The organism is Bordetella sp. 02P26C-1 (genome assembly GCF_009763255.1).
In the GTDB taxonomy this organism is placed as follows: domain Bacteria; phylum Pseudomonadota; class Gammaproteobacteria; order Burkholderiales; family Burkholderiaceae_B; genus Bordetella_A.
The window spans coordinates 146,399-162,902 of sequence record NZ_WSJB01000010.1; the positions used below are offsets into that span (position 1 = coordinate 146,399).

Here is a 16,504-nt window from a genome sequence, read left to right on the forward strand (position 1 = left end):
ACAAACTCAAGCAACGTGCTGACCGGCAAGCGCGGCCAATTCGGCCTCGCTGGGCAGCTTGCCTTCGAACCAAAGGCTCGCGCACGCCGCCGACATCACGCGCCCGTCATGGCCGATACCGGGCACGACTTCCAGCGTCCAGTTAAACGGCACGCCACGGCGCTCGGCTTCGCGACGACCGGCTTCGAAGTAGTTCTTCGCGCGGGCGAAACGATGCGGGCCTTGACGCAGCGCGGCGGGTTCGGACGGCAAGTTGGGGTCCGTGGTGGAGATATCCTGATCGCCTGCCAGGATCGTCATCGGAAACGCCAGCAGACGCACCAGATGCTCTTCGTTCAGACCCACACCGTCCAGGCCTTCCGGATACGGATGATCGAAGGTCGGTAGCGTATACCAGCCCGGATTGCCGGCCGCGACCTTGCAGAACGGCTCGTGCGACTGACTGCTCATCAAGCGGTGTACGAACTGACCGCCGGCCGAATGGCCGAACAGGTGCGCCTTTTCGACCTCGGTGATGCCGGCGCGGCGCAGATCGGCAAACACTTTGCCAATCAGTGCATAGGTCCAGCCGTCCACGTGGCGCGGGTTGCCGCCGGGGCTGAAGACGCGGCCATTGTTATAGCTTTCCACGCCAGGCCAGATCTCATTCGAGAACGTAGGCGCCACGATCAGTACGTTGTGTTTGTCGGCCGCGGGAATCCAGAAATCGCGATAGTCGTCACCGTTACGCAGCACCCCGTGCTGCACGATCACGACCGGGCGATCCGGCGTATAGCCATAGGGGCGATACGTATTGAGCGTGAAAGGACGATCCGCATTGCGATCATCATCGACGTACGTGAAAGCATTGCGGCCCGCATGGCCAAGCTCAAGCGCGATGCGGTCTACGTTGGAGATTTCTTCTTTCATGGCGGATCAGTTGTTCAGGTGACAGGCCGACCAATGGTCGGGCGCGATTTCCCGCAGCTCGGGAACTTCTTCGCGGCAACGCGGCATGGCGTGCGGGCAGCGCGGGTGGAACGTACATCCCGGGGGCGGATTCAAGGGCGAGGGAATTTCACCCTTGATCGGAGTGAACTTGCGCCCGCGCCGATCGACCTTCGGCACCTCGGCCAACAATGCCTGGGTATACGGATGATTGGCGCGCGTAAAGATCTCCGCGGCTGGCGCACGCTCGACGATCTTGCCTAAATACATGATGGCCACGCGGTCGGAGATATGTTTGACCACGCCCAGATCATGGCTGATGAACATGTACGTAAAGCCATGCTGCTCGCGCAGATCCATGAACAGGTTGATTACCTGCGCCTGAATCGACACGTCCAGCGCCGCCACGGGTTCATCGCAAACGAGGAACTTGGGCGAGACCATCAATGCGCGGGCGATCCCGATACGTTGACGTTGCCCGCCAGAGATCTGATGCGGAAAGCGGTCGCGATACTCGCGGTCCAAGCCGACTTCCGAGAGCGCGCGATCGATACGGGCTTCGATTTCCGAACTCGGTGCCAGCTTGTGCACCTTCAGCGATTCGCCCAGGATCTGACGCAGGCGCTGACGCGGATTCAAGGACGCTTGCGGGTCCTGGAAAATCATCTGCACGCCCAGCGTATAGGCCAACAGTTCAGCGCCGCGCAAGTCTGCCGTCGATTTGCCCTGATAGAACATCTCGCCTTCGGACTGACGATGCAGGCCCGCCACGACGCGGCCCAGCGTCGATTTGCCGCAGCCGGACTCACCCACCAAACCCAGCACTTCTCCGCGCTGGATGGTCAGGTCCACGCCATTGACGGCATGGACGGTGCGACGATCAATGGGCCGGCCGCCGAGCGCCAGTATGCGCTGAGCGAGATCGGGATGTTGCTCGAAACGCTTGTGAACGTTGCGTAGCTCGATAACGGGGGTGTCTTGCTGGGTCATGCGGATGCGGTCTCGAGGGCGATGGGCACATAGCAACGATAGCTACGCGAGCCTTCTTGAAGGGCAGCGGGGGCCTGTTCGGCGCAGCGCGGAATGGCGTTGGTGCAACGCGGGCGGAAGGCACAGCCGGCCGGGCGCCCCGTCAGGCTGGGCGCCATGCCGTTGATCTGGTGCAGGCGTTCACCTGGCTCCGAGTTCGCGGGCATGGAGTCGAGCAGCCCCTTGGTATAGGGGTGGCGCGGCGCGTCGAGTACTTCGTTTACCGGGCCGGCTTCCACGATGCGACCGGCATACATCACCGCCACATGATCGGCGAGCTCTGCCACCACGCCCAGATCGTGCGTGATCCAGATCAGCGCCGTATTGTGCTGACGGCAGATCTCCTGCATGCGATACAGAATCTGGCCTTGGATGGTTACATCCAACGCCGTGGTCGGTTCGTCGCAAATAATCAGGTCAGGGCGGTTCAACATGGCGATGGCAATCGCCACGCGCTGACGCATACCGCCGGAAAACTCATGCGGATAGCTGTCCAGACGCTTTTCCGGCGAGGGGATGCCGACCATCGCCAATGCTTCGCGGCAGCGCTCACGGGCCTGTGCCATCGGCACTTTCTCATGCGTCAGAATCGCTTCGATCATCTGTTCGCCGATGCGCAGCACCGGGTTCAGCGTCATGAGCGGATCCTGAAAGATCATGGCGATACGGTCGCCGCGCAGACGGCGCATGCCTTCTTCGTCGAGCTTACGCAGATCCTGTCCTTTGAACAGGATCTCGCCTTCGACGACTTCTCCCGGCGGGTCGATCAGACCCAGCAAGGAAAAGCCCGTCACGGATTTGCCCGAGCCCGATTCACCTACCAGGCCCAGAATTTCGCCACGGCGCACGGTCAGGTCCACGCCGTCGACCGCCGGCCATGCGCCGGCTTCGGTATGAAATGCGGTACGCAGGCCGCGTACCTCTAAGAGAATGTCGTTCATTAGCGTCGCGGATCCAGGGCTTCGCGCAGGCGGTCGCCCACGATGTTGATAGACAGGATCAAAAGCAGCAGTGCGATCCCCGGGAACATGCTGATCCAGTAATCCCCAGACAGCAGATACTGGAAGCCGTTGGCGATCAACAGACCCAGCGAAGGTTCGGTAATGGGCACGCCGACTCCGAGGAACGACAGGGTCGCTTCCAGCGAGATGGCGGTGGCGATCTGAATGGTCGCGAACACCATAACGGGCCCGATACAGTTAGGCAGCAGGTGGAACACCATGATGCGCCAGGAGGGGAATCCCAGGTTGGCGGCCGCCTCGACGTATTCCTTGCGGCGTTCTTGCAGCGCGCGGCCACGCATGATGCGGGCGTAATGCGCCCATTGCACCACCACCAGCGCCAGAATCACCTTATCCACGCCGCGTCCCATCATCGACAGCAGCACCAACGCCACCAGAATGGTCGGAAAGCCCAGGATGAAGTCGACGATACGCATGATCAGCGTATCGACAAAGCCGCCTACGTAAGCCGCGATCAAGCCTGCCATGCTGCCGATCGCGGTCGACAGCGCCACGGCGGATAGACCCACCAGCAGGCTGATACGCAGACCGTACAGAATCGCGCTCAACATGTCGCGGCCCTGGTCGTCCGTACCCAGCCAGTACATCATGCCGTCCATCGATTCCGAGTGCGGCGGCAGGCGACCGTCGAGCAGGTTCAGGTTGGCCAGATCATAGGGGTTCTGCGGCGCGAAAAACGGCGCCACCAAGACCAGCACCATCAAAATAGCCAGTGCAATGACCGAGCCTTTGACGGTGGGGCGGCCCCGGAGTTTTTTGAGAATGCTGGCGCGACGCGGCGTGTTATCCAACGGCTGGATGGTGCGCGTGCGGCCGTTTTGAGTCGAATGAGCCATAGCGTTAGTGCGAAGGATTGACTAATTGCACACGCGGATCCAGCGCGGCATACATAATATCGACGATGAAGTTGACGATCACGAAGATCAGCGTCACCAGCATCACATAGGCCACCACCACCGGGCGGTCGAGTTGATACACACTGTCGATGAGCAGCTTGCCCATGCCCGGCCACGCGAACACCGTCTCGGTGATGGTGGAATAGGCGATCAGGCTGCCGAACTCCATCCCGACCACGGTCACGACCGGGATCAAGATATTGCGCAGGATATGGCGGCGCACGATGCGTCCGGGCTTCACGCCCTTGGCGCGCGCGAACTTCACATATTCCTGGTTTTGCGCTTCCGACACGCCGGTGGCCGTCAGACGCAAGACCAGGGCGATATTCGCGAGAGCCAAGTTCAGCGCCGGCATGATCAGATGCGACCAACCATCGGCGGTCAGAATCGACAGGCGCACACCGAATACGCTGACGGTATCGCCTCGGCCGGATGCCGGCAGCCAACCCAGCCACACCGCGAACAGCAGGATCAGCATCATGCCTTGCCAGAAGTTCGGCAGAGAAAAGCCCAGCACCGACGATCCCATGATGCCACGGCCCAGCGCGCGATCACGATACAGACCGGCCACCAGACCCAGCGGGATGCCGAAAATAACCGTCAGGCCAATGGCCACGACCACCAGCTCGAGCGTGGCCGGCATGCGCTGCAAGATCAGTTCGATCGCCGGGATTCCATGCACGAAGGAATTGCCCAGATCGCCATGCAGCGCATTCCACAAGAATGTGAAATACTGTTCCCAGATCGGCTGATCCAGGCCCAAACGCGCGATCGTGGCGGCGCGCGCTTCCGCCGAGGCTTCGGGGCTGACCAGCAGTTCGATGGGGTCTCCCACGGCATACACCGCGAAGAACACCACGACCGACACGGCCAGCAGGACAAACAGGCTTTGAATCAACCTGCGTAAGGTAAACAGAACCACGTTATGTGTTCCTCAGACTGAATAAAACTTCCACGAGGCGCATCTTGGCGGGTGGTCAACCGACGCCAGGATGCCTCGGTACGGTGGACGGCGCGGCGCGCTGCTGCGGCGCCGGGTAACTCCGCCCATGCGATGGTGCAGGCCGCAAGGGCGCGGCACCATCGGTGAGGCCCGCACTATACCAACTTGCTCATTTAGCGGATTTCACGGACGTGGCCAGAGTGTACTGGTCAGCGCGCCCTTCGTACGTCAATCCTTTGCGGAACGCCCAGATGCTGCTTTCAAAATGCAGCGGGATGCTGGGCAAGTCTTCGAGCGTCATCCTCAGGGCCTGCTGCAGCAGCGCGGCCCGTTTTGCATCGTCAACGGTGGTGACCGCTTCACGGAAGACCTTGTCCAGCTCGGGGTTCGAATAGCGCCCATAGTTGCTGGTGCCCATGCCGAGTTCCGGCGCGAACGAGGTCACCCAATACTGCAGGAACGACGACGCCTCACCCGTTTCCGACGACCAGCCGCCCATGGGGACGCTGAATTCCAGCTTGGCGCGCTTGGGGAAATACACCGAACGCGTCATGGCATCCACCTTCGCCTTGATGCCTACGCGTGACAGATACTGCGCCACGGCTTGGGTGATTTGCCCATCGTTGATGTAGCGATCATTGGTAGAGGACAGCGTCAGCTCGAAGCCATTCGGATAGCCCGCTTCGGCCAAGAGCTTCTTGGCCCCTTCGGGATCATAGGTCAGCTTAGGCGGATTCGGCAGCGTGCCGAACATGCCGTCTGGCAGGAACTGATTCGCCGGCATGGCCATGCCGTCCATGATGCGATCCACAATGGTCTGGCGATCGATCGCCATGCTGATCGCGCGCCGCACACGCACGTCTTGCAGCGGGTTCTTGCCATCTTCGGCCTTCACCAGCGGGCTGTTCTCGCGACCCACATCAAATTGGAAGTAGATCACGCGCACCGAGGGCGTGACCACATAGCCGTATCCCGGGGTGTTCTTGATGCGCTGCACATCGCGCGCGGCCGGGCTTTCGACCACGTCGAAATCGCCCGCCAGCAGGCCGGTCAGGCGCGGGCCGGCGTTGGGTACCGGCACGAACTTCACCTGCGTCCACTCGGGCTTTTCACCCCAGTACAAATCATTGCGCTCCAGCTCGATGCCGGTGCCTTTCACATACGACTTCAGCTTAAAGGGACCCGTGCCGATGGTGACCTTGCCGTGGTTGAAATCGACCACCTTGGGCCACGCGCCCGTCACGCCGCACTGCTTTTCCAGATCGAAGCTGATCGGTCCGTGCTCGACGATGCCGCTCCAGAGAATCGCCATGCGCGTCAGATCGTTGGGCAGCAGCGGATAGGGCTTATGCGTCCTGATGACGATCGTCTTGTCATCGGGCGTTTGCACATCGGCGAACTTCTTGACCACCGACGCATACGATCCGGCGATCGACTCCGGATTGTTCATCGCGCGGCAAAACGTGAAGACCACATCCTGCGGCGTCAACGGCTCGCCGTTGGAGAACTTCACGCCGTCTTGCAGCTTGAATTCCCAGGTATTGTCGTCCAGCGTCTTCCACGACGAGGCCAGGCCCGGAATCAGGCTCATCTTGGCATCTTGCGCGACCAGAGTCTCGAAGATGTGCGCCGTCATCGCATTATTGGGCGTCGCCTGATGGTAATGCGGGTCCATAGCGGTCGGTTCGGAGGCCAATGCAATGGTCAACGGTTGCGCGTGAGCGCCCGCGGCGGCGCTGAGCAGCGTGGCCAAAGCGGCATAACGTAGGCGAGAGACGATCATAGTGAAGGCTCTGAGACGGTGAGATTGAAGGGAGGTCAACCAATCGGTTGGGCAAGCCGCATCACGGTCACGCCGGGACGGACATTCGCCAGGGACGGCATGATTAATACACAGTTGTCGTACGGGGTATAAAACGGTTCTTCGTCATTCCACCCCAGCAGCGTGCCGGCTTGCGGCAGTTTTTCCAGGCCACGCCAGGGCTGCGCAAAACGCACATTGGCGCTTTTGGCGGCGATGGCCTCGGTGACGCGCAGGGCTTCCTGAGCCGGGGCATCGGGCGCGAACCACGCTGCCGGTATGTCTTCGCGATCCATGGTGTCGGCAGCGATCAGGAAACGGGCCATCTGATCCAGCGCCACATCGCGCGCTTCGGGCGCTCCATGAAAGCCACACTCGATCAAGAGCGAGCGCGTGCCGTTTTCACCGGCCTCGCCAAAACGTCCATAGTCGCGCATCCGTACACCGGCGGCATGGCCGGCGTCGGCGATGATGTTGGCGGGCGTGCCCAACTGCAAGGCGAATTCGATATTACGCGGCTGCACCCCTGTCAGCTGCAACGGCACATCCGAATTGCTCATCGAGTGAAAATCCAGCAGCCAATCAGCTTGTTTCAGCCAGGGCAGCAACTCGGCGGCCCGACGGCGCTCTTGCGAGCTGGGGTCCGACAGTTTGTCGTCGCTCCAGACGCGGTTCATGTCCTCATCGACAAAGCGCGACGCGATATACGATTTAGGATCGAACCGGTCGAACGCGGCCAGATTACAGAAGGCCAAGGTCAGCGAGCCTCGGCGGGGGCGCAGCCCGCTCGCCAGAAATGTCTTCAACGCCCACGCGCCGCACAACTCATTGCCGTGGATCAAGGCCGTGAGCATCACGCGTTTGCCCGGCGCACCCGAATCGAAGTGCCAGACGCCGACGGTATCGGTATTGCCCGCTCGCTCGGCCGAGAGATCGGGACAGGCAAGTTCGAATGGGCGTAACACGGCAGGGGATTCAGTCGCTGACATAGAGGCTCGGTGGATAAAAAAACGAAGGTCGCCCAGCAAATGGCGGCGGTTTCACCGGACTTGATGCACAGTCCCGTGACGCTCACAGGCTGTTTCAACAGGAATTCGTCTGGCCACGCCTCGTGGCACGGCGCGAATTGCACTGTGAAAAGCGGATTCTAGGAGCCACATACCTTTCTTAACAATTAGAATATTTGGGACGGGCTTTGCTTTTTTGGCAAAGCCGACCGAGGGTGCCTGCCCAAATGCGGCCCCCTGCCCACGAATAAAAGGGAGCCAGATCCGTGCAAGGCATAGCGTTGAAATACTTTATGGAGGTAGCTCAGGCCGGCAGTCTGAGTGGCGCGTCCAAGCGCCTGCACGTAGCGGTGTCGGCCATCAGCCGGCAGATCTCCGCCTTGGAAGACGAGGTCGGGGCCGCGCTATTCGAGCGCGCGCCGCGCGGCATGGTGCTTAGCGAAGCCGGGCATTTGCTGCTGGCGCACGCGCGCCGTACCCAGCTTGAATCCGATGAAGTGCTGCGCCAGATTTCTGCGCTGCAGGGCAAACCGCAGGACGAAATCCGCGTCGGCGCCTCCGAGGGCGCAGCCCAGGGTTTCTTGCCGGTCGTGATGGTGGAGTTCCGAGCACGCTTTCCGGGGACGCGCTTTTCGCTGCATGTCGTCACCCCGCCGGAGGCGGCGCGCGCGATCGCCCGCGGCGATATCGACGTCAGCGTGTCCTTTAACGTCGATCCGGTGCAAGGCGTGAAAGTCCTGCATTCCTGGCGCGCACCCGTCTACGCGGTGATGCGCTCCGATCACCCGCTGGCGACACGCAGTTCGCTCGATGTGAAGGACGTGCTTCCGTATCCGCTGGCTTTAACGGACGACAACAGCACCGCGCGCCGATTGCTCAATCGCACCTGTGCGCTGGAGGGACTTGAATTGAACGCCGCGCTGGTAGCGAACTATTCTCCGGCTCTGCACGGTTTTGTGCGGCATTCCGACGCCATCATGTTCGCCGGCTATATCTCGGTCGCCTGGCGTCTGGAGGAGGAAGGCATGGTCGCGATTCCCATTGCCAGTCCCGAACTGCAATCCCGCAATCTGCAAATCCAGACAATGGAAGGGCGTCTGTTACCCGAAAGCGTGATGCGCTTTATCGATTACCTGAAAGCTGGCATCGACAAAATGGAGGCGGGGGCAACGTAGCGCATGCTTTGCATGCCCTACGTTGCCCCCGGCCTCACACGGAACTAGTCCGGTTTACTTCGCGTCCGTGGGTTTCACAGAGGTCGCCAGCGTGTACTGGTCGCGACGGCCTTCGTACTGCAGACCCTTACGGTATGCCCAGATGCTGCTTTCGAAATGCAGCGGAATCAGCGGCATATTGTCCAGCGCGATCTGCGTGGCTTTTTCCAGCAGCGGCTTACGTTTTTCCGGATCCACGGTCACGATGGCCTCTTCGTAGACCTTGTCGAACTCGGGGTTGGAGAAACCGCCGTAGTTGCTGGTGCCCAGGCTGCGCGCGGAATCCAGCGATGCCACCCACAGTTGGAACAGTGCCGAGGCTTCGCCCGTTTCCGAGGGCCAGCCACCCATCGAGAAGCTGAACTCACGCTTGGCGCGCTTGGGGAAATAGATCGAGCCGGTCATCGCATCGACGTTGGTCTTGATGCCAATGCGCGACAGGTACTGCGCGACCGCTTGTGCCACCTGCCCGTCGTTCACGTAACGGTTGTTGGTCGACGAAATCGTCAGTTCGAAGCCGTTGGGGTAGCCGGCTTCGGCCAGCAGCTTCTTCGCGCCTTCCGGGTCGTACTTCAGCTCGGGCGCATTCGGCAGAGCGCCGAACATGCCTTCGGGCATGAACTGATTTGCCGGCGTGGCCAGACCGTCCATGATGCGCTGGTTGATGGTCTTGCGATCGATCGCCATGCTGATCGCTTTACGCACACGCACGTCTTGCAGCGGGTTCTTGCCGTCGGCGCTCTTGACGAACGGGCTGGGGTTACGACCTACGTCCGGTTGGAAGAAAATCAGGCGGGTCGAGGGCGTGGCCACGTATTCGAACTTGTCGTTGTCTTTCAGGCGTGGCAGGTCACGTGCGGCCGGGTTTTCGATCACATCGAAGTCACCCGAGAGCAGGCCGGTCAGACGCGGGCCGGCGTTGGGCACCGGCACGAACTTCACCGTCTTCCATGCCGGCTTTTCGCCCCAGTAGTTTTCGTTGCGCTCGAGCTCGATGCCCGTGCCCTTGACGTACGACTTCAGCGTGAAAGGCCCGGTGCCGATGGCGTCCTTGCCGTTGTTGAAATCCACCACGGTCGGCCATGCGCCGGTGACGCCGCAGCCTTCTTTAGGCGCGAACTTCAGCGGGCCGTGCTCGACGATGCCATTCCAGATGATGGGCAACTGGCGGGCCAGTTCGGCCGGCATCAGCGGCAGGGGCTCGGAGGTCTTCAAGATGACCGTGTGATCGTCGGGCGTTTGCACGTCGCTCAACAGCTTGGTCAGCGTCATGTACGACTGCGAAACGTTGGTTTCGTTATTCAGCGTACGGCAGATCGAGAACAGCACGTCTTGCGAGGTAAAGGGCTCTCCGTTCGAGAACTTCACGCCTTCGCGCAGCTTCAATTCCCAGGTGTTGTCGTCGAGGTTCTTCCACGACGTCGCCAGCCCCGGAACCAGTTCCATGTTGGCGTTGCGATTGATCAGCGAGTCATAGACGTGCGCTGCGAACGCATCGTTCTGGGTTTGCTTGTGATAGTGCGGGTCGGCGGAGGTGGGCTCGGACGACAACGCGATCGTCAGAGATTGGGCCAGTACGGCCGGCGCGGCCGCGAGGCCCGCGCTGGCCAGCATCAGGGCCAGGGAATTACGGATTTTCATTGAGAGAGCTCCAATCGGCAAATGGCTGACACGCGTTCGACGGGGCGCCGAGCGCAATGTTACCCATTGCAAGGGGCCGATTATCGGGACCGCTTTCACGCGTTGTCAATTCGCATCACTCTCTAGTGGCCGTTCCCCGGCCGGGAAAAAGGCGAAAAAAAGCGCCGCGACCCGATTGGGTGCGGCGCTTTGGGAAGCCTGCCATCGCGACACTCGCGCCAGCCTATCTCGGGCCCGGAGACGACAAAACAAGAGCTTAGTTCAGCGGACTGCATCGCCACATCTCGTGGCACGCGTGCGAAAACTCCTGCGTGGTCGCCGGCGGGGCCGGGGGTCAGCGGGCAGGCCGGATCGCCAGGCGCTTTTCAGCGCGAGGCGATCGCTACCCGGCTGATTACCACTGCGAGCCGGTGTAGTGGGCGCTGGCGGCGCGGGCGCGGTTCATGGCGTCGTGCACTTCGTCGATGTAGTCAACGACGGCCATCACGGCGCCGGCAACTGCGGTGCCAGCTTGCTTCAGCATGGCAAGCAGGTTGGTGTTCTTTTCGGTTTGCATCGCTTCGCGCAACAAGTCGCGTTCGAGTGCATCGGTCAGGCGGGCATTAGCGTTCAAGGTCATTCCAGTCATGGTGTTTCTCCAGTCCGTTTCGTCATGGGGTAAACCATTATAGGGATAACCCTAAGTGCAGTGCAACATAAACCTGTGGATAAGTTGTAACCCCTTTTAACCGTGGTGGTTTCGCAACTCACGTATGGCATCCGCCAGTTCCCCGGCTGTCAGCCCGATCGGGCCGGTACCAGCGGCGACCAGCTTGTCGGCTGCGGCGCCATGAAGCCAGACCGCGCCTGGGACGGCTTGCTCGAGCGGCACGTCCTGGGCGAGCAGACTGCCCAATAAACCCGCCAATACGTCGCCGGTGCCGGCCGTGGCCAGCCCCGGGTTGCCGCTATGATTGATCCAGCACCGTCCGGACGGCTCGCAAACGAGGCTGCCCGCGCCCTTTAGCACGACCCAGGCACCGAAACGGTTCGCCAGTGCCCGGGCGGCGTGCTGGCGATTGGCTTGGATCTCGCGCGGTGTACAGCCCAGCAAACGCGCCGCTTCGGCGGGATGGGGCGTCAATATCAACGGGCCGGATTCCCAGCCGTGAAGTTGCCCGGTCGCGAGTTGGTTTAGCCCATCCGCATCCAGGACGAGGGGGCTGTTTCCGCGGACGCTGAGCAGCGTCTGCAAGGTCTGCTTTGCCTGGGCCGTCGTTCCCAAGCCGCAGCCCGCGACCCAGACATCGATGGGCACCGAGCCGTCAAACAACGCCGTGGCCGCCCGCAACATCAGCTCGGGTTGCATCGCATCATAGGGAACGGGGCATTCGGCACTCGCGAAGCCGACCAGGACTTTGCCTGCGCCGCTTTTCAATGCCGCACGCCCGGCCAGCAGAACCGCCCCCACCATGCCCGGGCCGCCGCCTACGATGGCAACTGTGCCAAAGGTGCCCTTATGCGAATCGGTGGGGCGTTTCGCGAACAGCGCGGGCAGTTCTTGCGGCCGGATGGCTGTCGGATGGATATCGGCCGTGGCTGCTAATGGGGGCTCGGTCGGGGAAGCGTCAAACATGTGGTCAATCCTGTGGCGGCGAAGGGCTCGCGCGGACGAACCCCATAAAGGCAACAATCACGCAACTATCCACTATATAGTGCCAGCAAGTCAGCTACTCTCTCGCGGAGCCATCTTTCATGACCGACACCTCGCTGGATCATTACGCCCGTTATCAGGCCCTGAAATTGCGCCGCCATCCCGAAGGCGTTCTTGAAATCATCATGGGGCCGCGAGGCGGCGTGCCGGGTAAGCTTTCCACGGCAGACGCGAATCTACACCGTGAGCTCGCCGATATCTGGCGCGATGTGGACACGGATCCGCATACCCGCGTGGTGGTGCTTCGTGGCGAAGGTAAAGGCTTTTCCGGTGGCGGTGATCTGGATCTGGTCGGGCAAATGGCGGATGACTTCGACGTGCGTGCACGCGTCTGGCGCGAAGCCCGCGATCTCGTCTACAACGTGATCAACTGCAATAAGCCGATCGTCTCTGCCATGCATGGCGCGGCCGTGGGCGCGGGTCTGGTCGCGGGGTTGCTGGCCGATATTTCGATCGCGTCGCGCGATGCCAGGATCATCGACGGTCATACCCGCCTGGGCGTCGCGGCGGGGGATCACGCCGCGATTATCTGGCCTTTATTGTGTGGCATGGCCAAGGCCAAGTATTACCTGCTCTTGTGCGAAACCGTCACGGGCGAGGAAGCCGAGCGCATCGGGTTGGTGTCGTTGTGCGTGGACGAAGCAGACCTTATCCCGCGTGCCTTCGAAGTGGCCGGCAAGCTCGCCCGGGGTTCGCAAACGGCAATACGCTGGACCAAATATGCGTTGAACAATTGGCTGCGCTTGGCTGGCCCCAGCTTCGACGCATCCTTGGCATTGGAATTCCTAGGTTTCTCCGGTCCGGATGTGCGAGAAGGCATCCAGTCGTTGCGGGAACGGCGCGCGCCGCAGTTTCCGCCGGGGTCACCTTTCTAACCGCACCGCGCTGGTTGGGGGCGCCGTACCGGCACCTCTTCCGGCTCGGAAAGTCCCCGTAGCAAACTCCCTCTGCGCCGCGGACGTAACGCGCTTGCATTCACGCGGTTGCGCTGCCTATAATTATTAACCGGTCGTCCGGTATTTAATTTTGCTGTCGCCTCCACGTTGCGCGAAGCCCTCACAGAATCTTTTCATGTCCGCTGATATCTCCCCTGCCAAGCGTCCGCGTGCGGGTCGCCCGCCCACGATGGCAGCGCCGCGCGAGCGCATTCTGGATGCGGCGGCGTTTCTGTTTGCCCGTTGCGGTTATGAAAACAGCTCGATCGCGGACCTGTCGGCTGCGCTGGGCGTTTCCAAGGCAGCCATCTATCACTACTTCCCGACTAAGCAGGCCATCTACGACGCCATTATTGTGGACGTGCTGGCCGGTTTGACGCAGACCGTTTCCGAGGCGGTGTCCCAGGCCTCATCGGCGCCGCAACGCCTGCGTGCTTTCATGCTCGCGCATGCACGGTATTTTGAAAGTCACCATGCGCACTTCGTCACCATGCTGATCGGATATTCCGGCATGGGCGTGGGCGATCGCAAGGATGCCGCGCGGCTGCGTGACGAATACGAACAGCTTTTGCGCGCCATCATCGCCGAGGGCATCGCGCAGGGCGAATTCCGCCCGGTCGATGTGGTGGCCACCGGTCGCGCCGTGCTGTCCATGCTGAATTGGATGGCGCGTTGGTACCGCCCTGACGGTCCGCAAAGCGCCGAGGCGATTGCAGCGACCTATTTCGATTTACTCATTGGGGGCATGAGCGTCAAATAGGTCTCACGCCCCGCTCAAACGCCCGTTTCTTAAACTCTTTGCCGCTAGACAGGTGCCCCATGGCTCTCGATACCGAAACCCTCACTTTGCTGCTTGATGCGGTCCGCCGCTTTGTCACCGAACGGCTGGTGCCCGCCGAGGACGCACTCGCACATACCGGTGAAATCCCCGAAGACATCGTCGCCGAAATGCGTGACCTGGGCTTGTTCGGTCTGTCCATCTCGCCCGACTATGGCGGCCTGGGCCTGACGATGGAAGAAGAGGTGCGCGTGGTGTTCGAGCTGGGTCAGACCTCGCCAGCTTTCCGCTCGCTGGCCGGCACCAACATCGGCATCGGCTCGCAATCCATCGTGCTGGCCGGCACCGACGAACAACGCAGCCGCTATCTGCCCAAGCTGGCCAGCGGCGAGCTGATCGGTTCGTTCGCGCTGACCGAACCCGACGCCGGGTCCGACGCGATGGCGCTGCGCACCACCGCGGTTCGCGATGGCGACCACTACATCATCAACGGCACCAAGCGCTATATCACCAATGCCCCCATCGCCGGATTGTTCTCCGTGATGGCTCGCACGGCGCCGGAACGCAAGGCCTCTTCGATTTCGTGCTTCCTGGTCGAAGCCGGCACGCCGGGCGTGACGCTGGGCAAGCCCGATAAGAAGATGGGCCAGGCCGGTGCGTTGACCTGCGACGTGATTTTCGAAAACTGCCGTGTGCCGGCATCCGCGCTTCTGGGCGGCGAGGAAGGCAATGGTTTCCGCACCGCGATGCGCGTGCTCGACAAGGGCCGCCTGCACATCTCGGCGCTGTGCGTGGGCATCGCCGAACGTCTGATTCGTGATGCCGTTCAATACGCCACGCAACGCAAACAGTTCGGCCAGCCCATTTCCGAATTCCAGCTCATCCAAGCCATGATCGCCGACAGCCAGGCCGAGTTGTACGCGGCGCGCTGCATGGTGCTGGACGCCGCGCGCAAACGCGATCGCGGTGAAAACACCACGCTCGAAGCCGCCTGCTGCAAGCTGTACGTCACCGAAATGGTGGGCCGTGTGGCCGACCGTGCTGTTCAAATTCACGGCGGCGCCGGCTATATCTCTGAATACGCGGTTGAACGCTTCTACCGCGACGTGCGTCTGTTCCGCATCTTCGAGGGCACCTCGCAGATCCAGCAGCTCGTGATCGCGCGCGAAACGATCAAGGCGTACTCCTGATCGCCGTCATGCCGGTGAGTGCGCCTGACCGGCATGTATCGAGGCGTCATGTGCGAAACGCGCACAATCACGTGCGCAAATCAAACGACGCCTCGCTTGCGGCTAGGGCTAATATCCCAAAGTTCTCCTGATCTTTTGCTCACGCACACTGTCTCACTTTGACCATGTCACAACGACCCGCTCCCTTGACCGGCATACGCGTTCTGGACCTGACGCGCGTCCTGGCCGGCCCCTGGTGCACCCAGAATCTCGCAGATCTCGGTGCTGAAGTCATCAAAATCGAACGTCCCGGCACGGGCGATGACACCCGCGCCTGGGGGCCTCCGTATCTCAAGGATGAGAACGGGGCCGACACGACCGAGGCGGCCTACTACCTCAGCGCCAACCGCAACAAGTATTCGGTCGCGCTCGACATCGCCACGCCGCGCGGCGCGGAAGTCGTGCGTCAGCTGGCGCGCCAAAGCGATATCTTCGTTGAGAACTTCAAGGTAGGCGGACTGCGCAAGTACGGTCTGGACTACGAAAGCCTCAAAGCGGAAAACCCTGGCTTGATCTATTGCTCGATCACGGGCTTTGGTCAGACGGGCCCGTATGCCAGCCGTCCGGGCTACGACTTCATGATTCAGGCCATGGGCGGCTTGATGAGCATCACCGGCGAGCGCGACGATCTGCCCGGCGGCGGTCCGCAAAAAGCGGGTGTCGCGGTGGCGGACCTGATGACCGGCATGTATTCCACTGTTGGAATTCTGGCCGCCTTGCATGAACGCAGCCGCAGTGGTCTGGGACAGCATATCGACATGGCGCTGCTGGATTGCCAGGTCGCGATGCTGGCCAACCAGAACCTGAACTACATGACCTCGGGCGTGGCACCACGCCGCGCGGGTAATGCGCACCAGAACCTCGTGCCGTATCAGGTATTCGCCTCGTCGGATGGCCACTTGATCGTCGCGGTCGGTAATGACAGCCAGTTCCGCAACTATTGCCGTGTCATCGGCATGCCCGAGCTCGCGCAAGACCCGCGGTTCTCGACGAACCCTGCGCGCGTCAAGAACCGCAATGAGCTGGTGCCGATTCTGGCCGCCCGCATGGCCGAAGGTGCGCGCGATCACTGGCTGGCCGAACTGGAGGCGGCGGGCGTACCCGCGGGCCCCATCAATACGCTCGATCAGGTCTACCAGGACCCGCATGTGCTGGCCCGCCAAATGCGCCGTGAATTACCGCACCCCACAGCGGGCAAGGCGCCGATTGCCGCCAGTCCGTTGAAGTTTTCGGATAGCCCCGTGCAGTACCGCCGTCCGGCACCCTTGCTCGGCGAACATACGCGCGAGGTGCTATCGCAGCGTCTCGGTCTGACGGACGCTGAGATCGAGGCCTTATCGGCCGGCAAATAATCCGCGAGCGACGTTACTGCGTGGATGGCGAAACGCT

15 protein-coding genes are annotated in these 16,504 nt (G+C 61.5%); 5 read left to right on the forward strand and 10 right to left on the reverse strand.

Annotated features, from left to right (window positions below; all coding sequences use genetic code 11):
* Window positions 1-6 precede the first annotated feature (6 nt).
* From GOQ28_RS06360 to GOQ28_RS06390, 7 genes are all read right to left on the reverse strand, one after another.
* Window positions 7-909, reverse strand: coding sequence for an alpha/beta hydrolase (locus GOQ28_RS06360; RefSeq protein WP_160348996.1), 903 nt, complete (start codon window positions 907-909; stop codon window positions 7-9).
* 6 nt (window positions 910-915) lie between these two features.
* Window positions 916-1,917, reverse strand: coding sequence for an ABC transporter ATP-binding protein (locus GOQ28_RS06365; RefSeq protein ID WP_160355851.1), 1,002 nt, complete (start codon window positions 1,915-1,917; stop codon window positions 916-918).
* Window positions 1,914-2,897 (reverse strand): ABC transporter ATP-binding protein, encoded by a 984-nt coding sequence (locus GOQ28_RS06370; protein WP_160348994.1) that lies wholly within the window; start codon window positions 2,895-2,897, stop codon window positions 1,914-1,916. The genes GOQ28_RS06365 and GOQ28_RS06370 overlap by 4 nt, the downstream gene beginning before the upstream one ends.
* Window positions 2,897-3,814, reverse strand: coding sequence for an ABC transporter permease (locus GOQ28_RS06375; RefSeq protein ID WP_160348993.1), 918 nt, complete (start codon window positions 3,812-3,814; stop codon window positions 2,897-2,899). Before GOQ28_RS06375 ends, GOQ28_RS06370 begins: the two co-directional genes overlap by 1 nt.
* Window positions 3,815-3,818: 4 nt before the next feature.
* Window positions 3,819-4,796, reverse strand: coding sequence for an ABC transporter permease subunit (locus GOQ28_RS06380; protein WP_160355852.1), 978 nt, complete (start codon window positions 4,794-4,796; stop codon window positions 3,819-3,821).
* A gap of 190 nt (window positions 4,797-4,986) precedes the next feature.
* Window positions 4,987-6,600: an ABC transporter substrate-binding protein gene (locus tag GOQ28_RS06385; RefSeq protein ID WP_160355853.1), complete on the reverse strand. Its 1,614-nt coding sequence runs from the start codon at window positions 6,598-6,600 to the stop codon at window positions 4,987-4,989.
* A 35-nt stretch (window positions 6,601-6,635) separates the two neighbouring features.
* The gene (locus tag GOQ28_RS06390; RefSeq protein WP_160355854.1) at window positions 6,636-7,607 is read right to left on the reverse strand and encodes a succinylglutamate desuccinylase/aspartoacylase domain-containing protein; all 972 of its coding nucleotides are present in this window, start codon (window positions 7,605-7,607) and stop codon (window positions 6,636-6,638) included.
* A gap of 311 nt (window positions 7,608-7,918) precedes the next feature.
* On the opposite strand from GOQ28_RS06390, the gene GOQ28_RS06395 reads away from it, so the two are divergent.
* Window positions 7,919-8,800, forward strand: a complete 882-nt coding sequence (locus tag GOQ28_RS06395; RefSeq protein WP_202109640.1) for a LysR substrate-binding domain-containing protein — start codon at window positions 7,919-7,921, stop codon at window positions 8,798-8,800.
* Between the two features lie 54 nt (window positions 8,801-8,854).
* On the opposite strand, the gene GOQ28_RS06400 is transcribed toward GOQ28_RS06395, so the two are convergent.
* The 3 genes from GOQ28_RS06400 to GOQ28_RS06410 all read right to left on the reverse strand — a co-directional run bounded on the left by GOQ28_RS06400 (window position 8,855) and on the right by GOQ28_RS06410 (window position 12,095).
* Window positions 8,855-10,480: an ABC transporter substrate-binding protein gene (locus tag GOQ28_RS06400; RefSeq protein ID WP_160355856.1), complete on the reverse strand. Its 1,626-nt coding sequence runs from the start codon at window positions 10,478-10,480 to the stop codon at window positions 8,855-8,857.
* A 394-nt stretch (window positions 10,481-10,874) separates the two neighbouring features.
* Window positions 10,875-11,108, reverse strand: a complete 234-nt coding sequence (locus GOQ28_RS06405; RefSeq protein ID WP_160348987.1) for a hypothetical protein — start codon at window positions 11,106-11,108, stop codon at window positions 10,875-10,877.
* 96 nt (window positions 11,109-11,204) lie between these two features.
* Window positions 11,205-12,095 carry an NAD(P)H-hydrate dehydratase gene (locus GOQ28_RS06410; protein ID WP_160355857.1) on the reverse strand — a complete coding sequence of 297 codons (891 nt, stop codon included), beginning with the start codon at window positions 12,093-12,095 and terminating at the stop codon, window positions 11,205-11,207.
* Between the two features lie 119 nt (window positions 12,096-12,214).
* Here GOQ28_RS06410 and GOQ28_RS06415 point away from each other — a divergent pair, with 119 nt between their 5' ends.
* The 4 genes from GOQ28_RS06415 (at window position 12,215) to GOQ28_RS06430 (ending at window position 16,467) form a co-directional block, all read left to right on the forward strand.
* Entirely contained in the window at window positions 12,215-13,048 is an 834-nt protein-coding gene (locus GOQ28_RS06415) for an enoyl-CoA hydratase/isomerase family protein (RefSeq protein ID WP_160355858.1), read from the forward strand.
* A 196-nt stretch (window positions 13,049-13,244) separates the two neighbouring features.
* Window positions 13,245-13,868: a TetR/AcrR family transcriptional regulator gene (locus GOQ28_RS06420; RefSeq protein ID WP_160348984.1), complete on the forward strand. Its 624-nt coding sequence runs from the start codon at window positions 13,245-13,247 to the stop codon at window positions 13,866-13,868.
* Between the two features lie 59 nt (window positions 13,869-13,927).
* Window positions 13,928-15,076, forward strand: a complete 1,149-nt coding sequence (locus GOQ28_RS06425) for an acyl-CoA dehydrogenase family protein (protein WP_160348983.1) — start codon at window positions 13,928-13,930, stop codon at window positions 15,074-15,076.
* Window positions 15,077-15,240: 164 nt separating this feature from the next.
* Window positions 15,241-16,467 carry a CaiB/BaiF CoA transferase family protein gene (locus GOQ28_RS06430; RefSeq protein WP_160348982.1) on the forward strand — a complete coding sequence of 409 codons (1,227 nt, stop codon included), beginning with the start codon at window positions 15,241-15,243 and terminating at the stop codon, window positions 16,465-16,467.
* Window positions 16,468-16,504: the final 37 nt, after the last annotated feature.

Bases quoted from the DNA above. Each gene is read 5' to 3' on its own strand.
- GOQ28_RS06360 (WP_160348996.1), bottom strand. From the start codon at position 909: ATGAAAGAAGAAATCTCCAACGTAGACCGCATCGCGCTTGAGCTTGGC.
- GOQ28_RS06365 (WP_160355851.1), bottom strand. From the start codon at position 1,917: ATGACCCAGCAAGACACCCCCGTTATCGAGCTACGCAACGTTCACAAG.
- GOQ28_RS06370 (WP_160348994.1), bottom strand. From the start codon at position 2,897: ATGAACGACATTCTCTTAGAGGTACGCGGCCTGCGTACCGCATTTCAT.
- GOQ28_RS06375 (WP_160348993.1), bottom strand. From the start codon at position 3,814: ATGGCTCATTCGACTCAAAACGGCCGCACGCGCACCATCCAGCCGTTG.
- GOQ28_RS06385 (WP_160355853.1), bottom strand. From the start codon at position 6,600: ATGATCGTCTCTCGCCTACGTTATGCCGCTTTGGCCACGCTGCTCAGC.
- GOQ28_RS06390 (WP_160355854.1), bottom strand. From the start codon at position 7,607: ATGTCAGCGACTGAATCCCCTGCCGTGTTACGCCCATTCGAACTTGCC.
- GOQ28_RS06395 (WP_202109640.1), top strand. From the start codon at position 7,919: ATGGAGGTAGCTCAGGCCGGCAGTCTGAGTGGCGCGTCCAAGCGCCTG.
- GOQ28_RS06400 (WP_160355856.1), bottom strand. From the start codon at position 10,480: ATGAAAATCCGTAATTCCCTGGCCCTGATGCTGGCCAGCGCGGGCCTC.
- GOQ28_RS06405 (WP_160348987.1), bottom strand. From the start codon at position 11,108: ATGACTGGAATGACCTTGAACGCTAATGCCCGCCTGACCGATGCACTC.
- GOQ28_RS06410 (WP_160355857.1), bottom strand. From the start codon at position 12,095: ATGTTTGACGCTTCCCCGACCGAGCCCCCATTAGCAGCCACGGCCGAT.
- GOQ28_RS06415 (WP_160355858.1), top strand. From the start codon at position 12,215: ATGACCGACACCTCGCTGGATCATTACGCCCGTTATCAGGCCCTGAAA.
- GOQ28_RS06420 (WP_160348984.1), top strand. From the start codon at position 13,245: ATGTCCGCTGATATCTCCCCTGCCAAGCGTCCGCGTGCGGGTCGCCCG.
- GOQ28_RS06425 (WP_160348983.1), top strand. From the start codon at position 13,928: ATGGCTCTCGATACCGAAACCCTCACTTTGCTGCTTGATGCGGTCCGC.
- GOQ28_RS06430 (WP_160348982.1), top strand. From the start codon at position 15,241: ATGTCACAACGACCCGCTCCCTTGACCGGCATACGCGTTCTGGACCTG.